This is a genomic window from Nocardioides sp. (assembly GCA_037045645.1).
Taxonomy (GTDB): Bacteria; Actinomycetota; Actinomycetes; order Propionibacteriales; family Nocardioidaceae; genus Nocardioides.
Genome location: JBAOIH010000001.1, coordinates 1,032,969 through 1,044,969 on the forward strand (window position 1 = coordinate 1,032,969; position 12,001 = coordinate 1,044,969).

Genomic DNA, 12,001 nt, shown 5'->3' on the forward strand with positions numbered 1-12,001 from the left:
TGCAGGGGTACAGTCCACGCAATCCTGCCCTCAATGGCGACAGAAGGCAAGGAATTCGCAGTTGCAGAACTAGAATCCGACGAAATCCGCAGTGCTTTCCGAAGGATGGTAGGAATCGCTGCATGCGACTGCACTTCCACAACGGTGCGCTCTTCGACGGCCACCGCCACCATGACCACGCGGATCTCTGGGTCGAGGACGGGGTGATCGTCGCCGCACCCGGCGGCCCCGCGGACGAACGGATCGACCTCGCCGGCGGGTTGGTGGCGCCGGGTTTCATCGATGCCCATGCGCACCCCGTGCAGGGCGGTCTGGAACGGTTGCGATGCGACCTCTCGGGCGGCTCCACGCGCGATGACTACCGGGCCGCGGTCAAGGCGTACGCCGATGCGCACCCCGACGCCGAGTGGATCCTGGGTGGTGGCTGGGCGATGTCGGCGTTCCCCGGCGGCACCCCGAGCCGGGCGGATCTGGACGACCTGGTGCCGGACCGGCCGGTCTATCTGCCCAACCGCGACCACCACGGCGCCTGGGTCAACAGTCGCGCCCTCGAACTCGCAGGAGTCGACACCTCCACTCCGGATCCGCCTGATGGCAGGTTCGAGCGTGCTGCGGACGGCACCCCGACCGGCACCCTGCACGAAGGAGCGATGGCGGCAGTCGCGCGCCTGGTGCCTGCCGAGACCGACGACGACTTGTATGCCGGTCTCCTGGAAGGCCAGCAGTATCTCCACTCGTGCGGTGTCACCGGTTGGCAGGACGCGATCATCGGCAAGTACGCCGGCCACGGCGATCCGGCAACTGCCTACACCCGCGCAGTTGCCGAGGGCACCCTCACCGCCGAGGTGGTGGGCGCCCTGTGGTGGCGCCGCCGCGCGGGCGTGGAGCAGGTCGAGGAGTTGATTGCCCAACGTGCGGCGATCTCCAGTGCTCGCTTCCGGGCAACGAGCGTGAAGATCATGCAGGACGGTGTTGCCGAGAACTACACCGCCGCCATGAACGCGCCCTATCTGGATCGGTGTGGCCATCCGACCGACAACCGTGGCCACTCGTTCGTCGAGGCCGGTGCGCTTCGAGAGGCGGTCACGGCCCTGGCTGCGGCTGATTTTCAGGTGCACGTCCACGCGATCGGGGATCGCGGCGTACGCGAGGCGCTCGACGCCTTCGAAGCCGCGGCCCGCCCTGACCTGCTCCCGCACATCGCGCACCTGCAGGTGGTGGACCCGGTCGATGTGCCGCGCTTTGCCGACCTGGGCGTCACCGCCAACATGCAGATGTTGTGGGCCTGCCTGGAGGACCAGATGGCGGAGTTGACGATCCCGTTCCTCGGCCCGGAGCGCAGCGCCTGGCAATACCCCTTCGGGGCGCTGCACCGCTCGGGCGCGCCCCTGTGCGCGGGGTCCGACTGGCCGGTGTCCACACCTGACCCATTGCAGGCGATCCACACCGCGGTGACGCGGCTGTCGTACGAAGAAGCGACACCCGAGCCGTTCCTGCCTGAGCAGGCGTTGCCCTTGGAAGTCGCGTTCGCCGCCTACACCTCGGGCTCGGCGCGGATCAACCGGAGCCGGGCAGGAACGACGAACCCGGGCCGGCCAGCCGATCTGGTGGTGCTGGATCGGGATCCCTTCGCAGCGCCGATCGAGGAGATCGGGGCGACCCGGGTGGTGTCGACCTGGATCGGCGGTCGTCCGGTCTGATGGCCGAAGGTTGTCCCCTACCCGGGCGCAGGGCAGAGCACTAGGCTCCGCGAGATGACGGACCAGACCTTCCGAAACTTCATCGACGGCGAATCGGTGCCCGCCGCGAGCGGCGAGACCTACGACGTGCTCGACCCCACGACCGGGGAGGCGTACGCCACGGCACCGCTGTCCGGCCCCGAAGATGTCGACCGGGCGTACGCCGCCGCGACCCGCGCCTTCGAAGGCTGGGGGCGTACGACTCCCGCAGAGCGGCAACGGGCGCTCTTGCGGATCGCAGACGCGTTGGAGGCGCGCGCCGACGGGTTCGTCGCCGCCGAGGTGCTCGACACCGGGAAACCGGTGGGCCTCACCGCCGACGAAGAACTCCCACCGTGCGTGGACCAGTTCCGGTTCTTCGCCGGCGCTGCGCGGGTCTTGGAGGGCTTGTCCGCCGGGGAATACCTCAAGGACCACACGTCGTACGTCCGGCGCGAGCCCATCGGCGTGGTCGGCCAGGTGACTCCCTGGAACTACCCGCTGATGATGATGATCTGGAAGATCGCACCCGCACTCGCGGCGGGCAACACGATCGTCCTCAAACCGTCGGACACCACTCCGGCCACGTCGCTGATGCTCGCCGAGTTGTGTCAGGAGTTCCTGCCAAAGGGCGTGCTCAACGTGCTCGCGGGTGATCGCGAGACAGGCCGCGCGGTCGTCGAGCACGACGCGCCTGGGCTGGTGGCGATTACGGGGTCCGTACGAGCCGGACTGGAGGTGGCCGCCTCGGCGGCGCGCAAACTCAAGCGCGCCCACCTCGAACTCGGCGGCAAGGCGCCGGTGGTCGTCTTCGACGACGCCGACCTCGAGAAGGCGGCAGCAGGCATCGCGATGGCTGGCTACTTCAACGCCGGGCAAGACTGCACGGCCGCGACCCGAGTGCTGGCCGGGCCCGGCATCCACGACGACTTCGTGGCCGCCCTGGCCGAGCAGGCCCGCAACACCAAGACCGGGGCACCTGACGAAGAGGGCGTCGACTACGGCCCGATCAACAACGCGAATCAACTTGCCCACGTGTGCGGCCTGGTCGAGCGACTTCCCGACCACGCCAGCATCGCGGCGGGCGGACGACGCCAAGGCGACCGTGGCTACTTCTATGAGCCGACGGTCTTGTCGGGGCTACGCCAAGACGACGAGCAGATCCAGACCGAGATCTTCGGGCCGGTGATCACCGTGCAGCGATTCAGCGACGAATCCGAAGCGGTGCGCTGGGCCAACGACGTCGACTACGGATTGTCGGCCTCGGTGTGGACCCGCGATCACGGTCGGGCCATGCGGCTGACCCGTGATCTCGACTTCGGCTGCGTGTGGGTCAACACCCACATCCCGTTCCTGTCCGAGATGCCCCACGGCGGCTTCAAACACTCGGGCTACGGCAAGGACCTGTCGAAATACGGCCTTGAGGACTACACCCGGATCAAACACGTGATGCACTACATGGGAGAAGACTGAGATGAGAATCCTGCTGGTCGGAGCCGGGGGAGTCGGGGCGGCGTTCGCCGCGATTGCGGCCCGCCGCGACTTCTTCGAGGCGATGGTCATCGCCGACTACGCCCTGGAGTCGGCCGAACGTGCCGCGGCGATCGACGACCGGTTCACCGCAGCCCAGGTGGATGCCTCGTCGGCCGAATCCGTCGCTCAGTTGTGCCGCGACCACGAGATCACTCACGTGATGAACGCCGTGGACCCGCGCTTCGTGATGGGCATCTTCGAGGGTGCGTACGCCGCCGGTGCCGACTATCTGGACATGGCGATGTCACTCTCGCGACCGCACCCTGACGCGCCGTACGCCAAGTGCGGCGTCAAGCTCGGCGACGAACAGTTCGCAGTCGCGTCCGAGTGGGAGGCTGCCGGTCGGCTGGCGCTGGTCGGGATCGGCGTCGAGCCCGGACTCTCGGATGTGTTCGCGCGCTATGCGGCCGATCACGACTTCTCCGAGATTGACGAGCTGGGCACCCGTGACGGCTCCAACCTCACCGTCGAGGGTTACGACTTTGCGCCGTCGTTCTCGATCTGGACCACGATCGAGGAGTGCCTCAACCCGCCGGTGATCTATGAGAAGGCGCGCGCTGACGTGGACGGCGGCTGGTTCACCACACCGCCCTTCTCCGAGCCCGAGGTCTTCGACTTCCCCGAGGGGATCGGACCGGTCGAGTGCGTCAACGTGGAGCACGAGGAGGTGCTGTTGATGCCGCGCTGGGTGGATTGCAAGCGGGCGACTTTCAAGTACGGCCTGGGCGATGAGTTCATCGAAGTCTTGAAGGTGCTGCACAAGGTCGGGCTCGACAAGACTGAGCCGGTCCTGGTCAACGGAGCCGAAGTCTCACCGCGCGATGTCGTGGCAGCCTGCCTGCCCAACCCCGCCACTCTCGGCCCGCAGATGAAGGGCAAGACCTGCGCAGGTTTGTGGGTGACCGGCACCGGCAAGGACGGTCAGCCTCGTTCGACGTACTACTACCACGTCGTCGACAACGAGTGGACGATGGCTGAATACGGCCACCAATGCGTGGTGTGGCAGACCGCGATCAACCCGGTGGTGGCGCTGGAATTGCTCGCCACCGGGGTGTGGAGCGGGGCAGGCGTACTCGGCCCGGAGGCCTTCGACGCCGTGCCGTTCTTGGACCTGCTCACGGCCTACGGTTCCCCGTGGGGCGTCAAGGAGCTGGACCCCGCCTGAGGCGAGTCAGCCGAAGGGCCCCGACCCGGAGGGGGTCCGCTCGCGCGAACCCCCCCACCTGGTCAGACGCGGTTGAGGATGAAGATGAGTAGCGCGATGATCAGCAGTGCGCCGACGATCGTCCAGATCAATCCGGACCCTTGCATGGTCTTTACCTCCGGGGAACGTTGGCGTCACCCGATGTGACGCCTGCCCGGAACGTAATGCGACATAAGGCTCCCCAGGTCCACCCCGAAGGGGGGAATCCCGAACCCGCCGAGGGGTCACAAGATCTCGCCGAGGGGTCACGAAGTCGCGGCAAATGCCTCCGCGACCACGTCGAATGCTTCCTCCAACAACTCGTCGCTGATCGACAGCGGTGGCAAGAAGCGGAACACGTTGCCCCACGTGCCGCAGGTCAGCGTGACCACGCCAGCGGCGTGGCAGCGCTTGTTGATCTCGGCCGTACGAGCCGCGTCGGGCTCCAAGGTGCCCGGCTTGCACAACTCGATCGCCATCATCGCGCCGCGACCACGGATCTCGGCGATCACCGGGTGCTCGACCTGCAACGCCTCCAGGCGGCGTCGGATCAGCGACTCGATCGCCCGCGCACGAGCGTTGAGGTCATGGCTCTTCATCTCCTTAATCGCGCCGAGCGCAGCCGCGCAGGCGATCGGGTTGCCGCCGTACGTTCCGCCAAGGCCGCCAACATGCACCGCGTCCATGATCTCGGCGCGGCCGGTAACCGCAGCCAACGGAAGACCACCCGCGATGCCCTTGGCGGTGGTGATCAGGTCGGGCACGACGCCCTCGTGGTCGCAGGCGAACCATTCACCCGTACGCGCGAAGCCGCTCTGGATCTCGTCGGCGATGAAGACCACGTCGTGGTCGCGACACCAAGCAGCAAGCGCGGGCAGGAAGCCTTCGGCAGGAACGACGAAGCCGCCCTCGCCCAAGATCGGCTCGATCACCACACAGGCCAGGTTGCTGGCGCCGACCTGCTTGTCGATCGCATTGATCGCGCGGGCTGCGGCTTCCTCGCCCTTCATGGTGTCGCGCAGGGGGTAGGACAGCGGGACGCGGTAGACCTCGCCCGCGAACGGGCCGAAGCCTTGCTTGTAGGGCGCGACCTTCGCGGTCATCGCCATGGTGAGGTTCGTACGCCCGTGGTAGGCGTGGTCGAAGACGACGACGGCGTCCTTGCCGGTCGACACGCGCGCGATCTTGACGGCGTTCTCGACGGCCTCCGCGCCGGAGTTGAACAGCGCGGACTTTTTCGCGTGGTCGCCGGGAGTGAGTTCGGCCAGTGCTTCGCACACGTCGACGTACGCGTCGTACGGCGTCACCATGAAGCAGGTGTGGGTGAATCGGCGCACCTGATCGGCCACGCGCTCGGCCACTGAGTCGGCAGCATTGCCGACCGTGGTCACCGCGATGCCCGAGCCCAGATCGATCAGCGAGTTGCCGTCGACATCGACCAGGACGCCGCCGCCCGCAGCCTCCACGAAGACCGGCAGACCGGTCCCGACGCCATCGGCGACGTACTGCTTCTTGCGCGCCAACTTCTCGACCGAGACGGGTCCGGGGATCTCGGTGACGAGCCTGCGCTCCTGGGGAAGGGACGGGCCGCCGGGGGTAGTGCTCTCGCTCATGAGCGCACTCTAGGGCTCCGCCGGCATCGATGTCCGCCCGTCGCGGATTCGAGTCATTTTGGCGCAATGGCGTAGCGCTCTAGGGGCGCGCGCGGCAGGCTGTGCCTATGGGCGACTACCAGGAGATGTACGACCGATCGATCGCGGATCCCGAGAGTTTCTGGGGTGAGCAGGCGGGGCTGATCGACTGGATCAAGAAGCCACAACGCGTGCTCGATGCGGACAATCCGCCATTCTATCGCTGGTTCCCCGACGCCACCCTCAACACCTGCTACAACGCGCTCGACCGGCATGTGATCAACGGACACGCCGACCGCACTGCGCTGATCTACGACTCGGCAGTGACGGGCACCAAGAGCAGCCTGACGTACGCCCAACTCCTCGAAGAAGTCGCGGCCTTCGCGGGTGTCCTGCGCGCGCTCGGGGTCGAGAAGGGCGACCGGGTCGTGATCTACATGCCGATGATCCCCGAGGCGGTCATCGCGATGCTCGCCAGCGCCCGCCTCGGCGCCGTACACAGCGTGGTCTTCGGTGGGTTCGCGCCGCACGAGTTGGCCGTACGCATCGATGACGCCCAGCCCAAGGTCGTCGTCACCGCCAGCTGCGGCATCGAGCCCAGTCGCACGATCGAATACAAGCCCTTCGTCGACAAGGCCCTCGACCTGGCCGAGCACAAGCCGGGTGCCGTCGTGCTCAAGCAGCGCCCCGAGGTCACTGCGCAGATGCAGGATGGGCGCGACCTCGACTGGGATCTGGCGATGAAGGCCGGGCGTACGGATCCCGCCCCCTGCGTCGAGGTCGCCGCCACCGACCCGCTCTACGTGCTCTACACGTCGGGCACCACCGGCAAGCCGAAGGGCATCGTCCGCGACAACGGTGGCCACGCGGTCGCGATGGCGTGGTCCCTGCCCAACATCTATGGCTGCGGCGAGGGCGACGTGTGGTGGGCCGCCTCCGATGTCGGCTGGGTCGTCGGACACTCCTACATCGTGTACTCGCCCCTGATCAACGGCGCGACCACCGTGCTCTACGAAGGCAAGCCCGTGGGCACCCCCGACGCGGGTGCCTTCTGGCGGGTGATCAGCGAGTACGGCGTACGCGCCCTCTTCACCGCCCCCACCGCGATCCGCGCGATCAAGAAGGAGGACCCCGGGGCGGCGCTGCTGGCCGACTACGACCTCAGCACGCTGGAGACTCTCTTCCAGGCCGGTGAAAGACTCGACCCCGACACGTACGAATGGGCGAGCGCGAAGCTGGGCGTGCCAGTCGTCGACAACTGGTGGCAGACCGAGACCGGCTGGCCGATCGCTGCAAACCTGCGCGGCCTGGCTGAGGAAATGCCGATCAAGGCGGGCTCGCCGAGCGTGCCCGTGCCGGGGTACGACGTGCAGATCCTCGACGAGCACGGCCAACCGGTCGGTGCCGACACCGAGGGTGCGATCTGTCTCAAACTGCCGATGCCGCCAGGCACCCTGCCGACCTTGTGGGGTGATGATGACCGCTACGTCTCGTCGTACCTCTCGGCGTTCGACGGCTACTACCTCTCCGGCGACGGTGGCTACGTCGACTCTGACGGCTACCTCTACGTGATGGGGCGTACGGACGACGTGATCAACGTCGCCGGGCACCGACTTTCGACGGGGTCGATGGAGGCAGTCATCGCCCACCACCCCGACGTGGCCGAGTGCGCGGTCATCGGCATCGCCGACACCTTCAAGGGCCAACTGCCGCGCGGGTTCATCGTGTTGAAGACCGGCGTCGAGCGCGATCCCGATGACATCCGTGCCGAGTTGGTGAAGATGGTCCGCGAAGAGATCGGCGCGGTCGCGGCCTTCAAGGAGGTCGAGATCGTCGGCGGACTGCCCAAGACTCGCTCAGGCAAGATCCTGCGCAAGACGATGCGCGAGATCGCCGACGGCAAGGACGCGGTGGTGCCGTCCACGATCGAGGACGAAGGGGTGCTCGACCGGCTGCGGCCGGTGTTGCGCGGGGATGGGGAGTGAGGCGGACTCACGCTCCCACCTTCGCGGATGGCGGTCACGGCGCCGATGGCATTCGTCAGGCGTCGACGACCAGCACCGGGCTCGGGTCGAGGGTGACTCGAACCCGATCGCCGGGGGAGAGTTTGTTGGCCAGCGAGGAACGCATCTGGCACATCACGTGCTGACCGTCGCCGAGATCGGCGTACACCCGCGAGATCGGCCCGAGGAAGCCGACGGAAGCCACCGTGGCCGGACCGTCGGGAGCGGCCTCCAACGTGATCGCTTCGGGGCGCACCATCGCGACTCCTGAAGCGACCGATCCGTCCAGCGCCGGGACCTGGCTGCCCAAGACGCTCGCCACACCACCGGACACGGTGGCTGGCAACTTGTTGTGCAGCCCCACGAACTCGGCGACGAACGCGGTGGCCGGCTGGGCATAGAGCTCGGCCGGGGGAGCGAGTTGCTCGAGACGACCCGCGCTCATCACGCCGACCCGATCGGCGACGGCGAGGGCTTCTTCTTGATCGTGGGTGACGAAGAGGGTCGTCGTGCCGATCTCCAACTGCACCCGCCGGATCTCGTCACGCAGTTGAGCCCGCACCTTCGCATCCAGCGCCGACAGCGGCTCGTCAAGCAGCAACACCGACGGCTCGATCGCCAGCGCACGAGCCAAGGCGACGCGCTGCTGCTGGCCGCCGGAGAGTTGGTGGGCATAGCGGTCGGCGTGCTGGTTGAGCCCGACGAGTTCCAGCATCTCGCCCGCACGCTTGCGCCGCGCGGCACCGTCCTGCCCGCGCAGTTTCAACCCGAAGGCCACATTGTCGATCACCGTCATGTGGGGGAAGAGCGAGTACGCCTGGAAGACCATCCCCATGTCACGCTTGTTGGCCGGCACCCGGGTCAGATCGCGCCCGCCCACCGACACGGTGCCCGAGGTCGCGGTGTCGAGGCCGGCGAGGATCCGCAGCGCGGTGGTCTTGCCGCAACCCGACGGGCCGAGCAGCGCGATGAGTTCGCCGGGCTCCATGTGCAGCGTGAGGCCGTCGAGTGCGCGGACGGGGCCGTACACCCGAGTGAGGTCGGTCAGTTCGACTGCGAGGCCCAACGTGGAGTCGGTCATCAGGATCCCTTCTGGTGCCGGCGACGCTGGTCGGCGAGCGTGAGCAGGAGCAGCAAGAACGCGACCAGAGCCATCGACGCCAGCGCGGCAGCCATCGAGGCCTGCGGGTACTGCTTGTAGACCGCCACCATCTCGACCGGCAAGGTGTCGAAGAGCAGCAGCGAACTGAAGACGTACTCACCCATCACCAACGCCACCGAGATGAAGGCGGCCGACAGCACGCCGCTGATGATGTTGGGCATCACGATGCGGGTGATCACGGTCAACCAGCCGGCGCCGAGTGAGCGCGCGGCTTCGGCCAAGGTCGTCACGTCGATCGCGGCAAGCGCGGTGTCGACGGCGCGATAGGAGTAGGGCAGCACCAAGATGATGTACGCAAACGTCAGCGTCAGGGGTGAGCCGCCGAGCAGGTAGTAGACCCAGTCGTAGACGTTCTTGATGCCCACGACGATCACCAGCGCCGGGATCGTGAGCGGGAGCAGACACAAGAACTCGACCAGCCGGTTGACCTTGGGCACCCGCAAGCGGATCCAGATCATCGTGGGCACGAGCAGTACGACCATCCCGACCACCGTGAGCAGCGCCAGCAGCAGTGAGGCGATGATCGAGGAGCGCAGGTTGCGGTCGGTGATCATGAACTGCCAGGCGTCCAGCGTGCGTCCTTCGGCGGTGCCGCGGGCCTGGAGGCTGAAGTCGAGCAGCGCCAGCAGTGGCACGAAGAAGTATGCCGCGAAGGCGGCCAGCAAGAGCGCGCGTACGACCCGAAAGCCGGTCGAGTGGGTCACTTCATCCACCTCCCGGCGCGGCGCAGCAGCAGGGCGTACCCCGCCATCACGATCGCGACCACGACGATCATCTCGAGCGCGAGCGCGAAGCCGAAGTTGCGACCCGTCAGCAGCACCTCACTGGTGATCGCCTGCCGGATCAGCAACGGCACGATCGGCTGGCCCTGGGAGACCAGGACCGCCGCGGTGGCGTACGCCGCGAAAGCGTTGGCGAACAACAGCAGCAGCGAGCCCAGGAAGGCGGGGGTGAGCAGCGGAATGCCCACGTGCCGCCAGTATTGCCAGTTGTTGGCGCCGAGGTTGACCGCAGCCTCGCGCCACTCCTGACGCAGACCGTCGAGGGCTGGGGTGAAGACGATCACCATCAGGGGGATCTGGAAATAGACATAGACGACGATCAGACCCGGCAGGGAGAAGAGCCAGCCGCTGCCGAAGATGTTGAAGTCGCTCTGCTCCAGGACCCATGCGGTGATCAGGCCGACGGGGCCGATGGTGGCGATCCACGCGAATGCGAGCACGACGCCGCCGAACTGCGCCAGCACACCGGAGATCGACAGCGTGATCCGCTTGAGGAAGCTGTCGGGTCCGGCCGAGACGATCAGGTACGACAGCAGGGCGCCGAGGAAGGCACCGATCAGGGCGGTGCTCGCGGAGAGGATCAGCGAGCCTTTGAGCGCCGACAGCGCCGCGTCGCTGCTGAGCGCGCGGATGTTGGCGGTGGTGAAGGCCCCGGTCTCGGCGTCTTGGAAGGCGCCGATCGCGACCGTGACCGTCGGCACGATCAAGAAGATCGTGAGGAACAAGAAGAACGGGACGAGCGGCAGCAGCCGACCGAGGAGTCCGCTGACCGCGGATCCTCGACCGGACTGCTGCACGCTCGTCGTCGTCATGTGACTACTTGATCGCCTTCGACCAGTTGGCCGCGAGGAACTCTCCGGCGGTAGCGGTCTGCTCGTTGGTCGGGATCACCGGCTCGCCCTCGACGGCCGGGAGTGCGTCCCAGAGCTTCTGGTCGATCGTGCCGGCCTCGGCCATCGCGTCACCGCGAACGGGGCGAGCGCCGCCCTTGAGCCAGAGGTTCTGGCCCTCGTCGCTGTAGAGGAACTCCTGCCACAACCGTGCGGCAGCCGGGTGCGGTGCGTCGGCGTTGATGGCCTGGAAGTAGTAGCCGGCGATGACCGACTCCTTCGGGACGATGGTCTTCCACGTGTCGACATTGGCCGCCGCAGCAGCACCCAGGTAGTCCCAGTCGATGACGACCGGGGTGGTGCCCTGCTCGATGGTGGCCGTGTCAGGGTCGACCGTCAGGAAGTTGCCCGCCTTCTTGAGCTGCTTGAAGAACTTCACACCGGGCGCGATGTCGTCGGCCGAACCGCCGTTGGCGATCGAAGCCATCATCACACCGGAGAAGGCCGCACCGGCCTGGGTCGGGTCACCATTGAGCGCGACCTTGCCCTTGAATTCCGGCTTCAGCAGGTCCTTGACCGAGGTGATGTCCGGAACCTTCGCGGAGTCGTAGCCGATGGCCATGTAGCCGCCGTAGTCGTTGACCCACAGGCCGTTCTCGTCCTTGAACTGCGCCGGGATCTCGTCGAACGTCTCCACCTTGTACGGCGCGTACATGTCGGTGTTCGCCAGCGCCACCGACTGGCCGAGGTCGAAGACGTCGGGCGCGGTGTCCTTGCCCTTGTTCTGCTCTGCGGCGTTGATCTCGTCCTGAGAGGCGGCGGTCGGCTGCTGCGACTCGACCTCGATGTCGTACTTCTTCGAGAAGGTCTCGATGATCTCGCCGTAGTTGGCCCAGTCCGGCGGCAGGGCGATGACGTTGAGCTTGCCCTCCTCCTGAGCGGCCTTGACGAGCTCGTCCATGCCACCGAAGTCCTCGGCCGACGTGGCCTTGGCGGAGTCGACGCCCGACTCGGTCTTGGTGTCTCGCTCCTTCTCCGGCGCCGCGCAGGCCGCCAGGGAGAGCATCAGGGTCGCGCTGGCCAGTGCGGCCAGCATCCGACGGGTCTTCACAATCGCCTCCAGAGTGGAATTAGCCGCGCAAGGAACGCGTGGCACCCG

General features: G+C 66.9%; 9 protein-coding genes. 4 read left to right on the plus strand and 5 right to left on the minus strand.

The genetic code is table 11. The annotated features are described in order from the left end of the window. Nucleotides 1-122 precede the first annotated feature (122 nt). The 3 genes from V9G04_05060 to V9G04_05070 are packed head-to-tail and all read left to right on the plus strand — an operon-like array spanning nucleotide 123 to nucleotide 4,416. Nucleotides 123-1,700, plus strand: a complete 1,578-nt coding sequence (locus V9G04_05060; protein ID MEI2712667.1) for an amidohydrolase — start codon at nucleotides 123-125, stop codon at nucleotides 1,698-1,700. Between the two features lie 54 nt (nucleotides 1,701-1,754). Then, nucleotides 1,755-3,191, plus strand: coding sequence for a gamma-aminobutyraldehyde dehydrogenase (locus V9G04_05065; GenBank protein MEI2712668.1), 1,437 nt, complete (start codon nucleotides 1,755-1,757; stop codon nucleotides 3,189-3,191). Between the two features lies 1 nt (nucleotide 3,192). Further along, complete coding sequence (locus V9G04_05070) at nucleotides 3,193-4,416, plus strand: saccharopine dehydrogenase C-terminal domain-containing protein (GenBank protein MEI2712669.1); 1,224 nt, start codon at nucleotides 3,193-3,195, stop codon at nucleotides 4,414-4,416. Nucleotides 4,417-4,700: 284 nt separating this feature from the next. On the opposite strand, the gene gabT is transcribed toward V9G04_05070, so the two are convergent. Further along, a complete protein-coding gene (gene gabT / locus V9G04_05075; GenBank protein ID MEI2712670.1) occupies nucleotides 4,701-6,047 on the minus strand; it encodes a 4-aminobutyrate--2-oxoglutarate transaminase in 1,347 nt (448 codons plus the stop codon). A 107-nt stretch (nucleotides 6,048-6,154) separates the two neighbouring features. Between gabT and V9G04_05080 the strand changes: the two genes are divergently transcribed. Beyond that, nucleotides 6,155-8,050, plus strand: coding sequence for a propionyl-CoA synthetase (locus tag V9G04_05080; GenBank protein ID MEI2712671.1), 1,896 nt, complete (start codon nucleotides 6,155-6,157; stop codon nucleotides 8,048-8,050). A gap of 55 nt (nucleotides 8,051-8,105) precedes the next feature. On the opposite strand, the gene V9G04_05085 is transcribed toward V9G04_05080, so the two are convergent. From V9G04_05085 to V9G04_05100, 4 genes are read right to left on the minus strand one after another with little or no spacing between them, the layout of a single operon-like run. Then, nucleotides 8,106-9,149, minus strand: coding sequence for an ABC transporter ATP-binding protein (locus V9G04_05085; protein MEI2712672.1), 1,044 nt, complete (start codon nucleotides 9,147-9,149; stop codon nucleotides 8,106-8,108). Next, a complete protein-coding gene (locus V9G04_05090; GenBank protein ID MEI2712673.1) occupies nucleotides 9,149-9,934 on the minus strand; it encodes an ABC transporter permease subunit in 786 nt (261 codons plus the stop codon). Before V9G04_05090 ends, V9G04_05085 begins: the two co-directional genes overlap by 1 nt. Beyond that, entirely contained in the window at nucleotides 9,931-10,824 is an 894-nt protein-coding gene (locus tag V9G04_05095; protein MEI2712674.1) for an ABC transporter permease subunit, read from the minus strand. Before V9G04_05095 ends, V9G04_05090 begins: the two co-directional genes overlap by 4 nt. 4 nt (nucleotides 10,825-10,828) lie before the next feature. Further along, entirely contained in the window at nucleotides 10,829-11,953 is a 1,125-nt protein-coding gene (locus tag V9G04_05100) for an ABC transporter substrate-binding protein (GenBank protein MEI2712675.1), read from the minus strand. Between the last annotated feature and the right edge of the window lie 48 nt (nucleotides 11,954-12,001).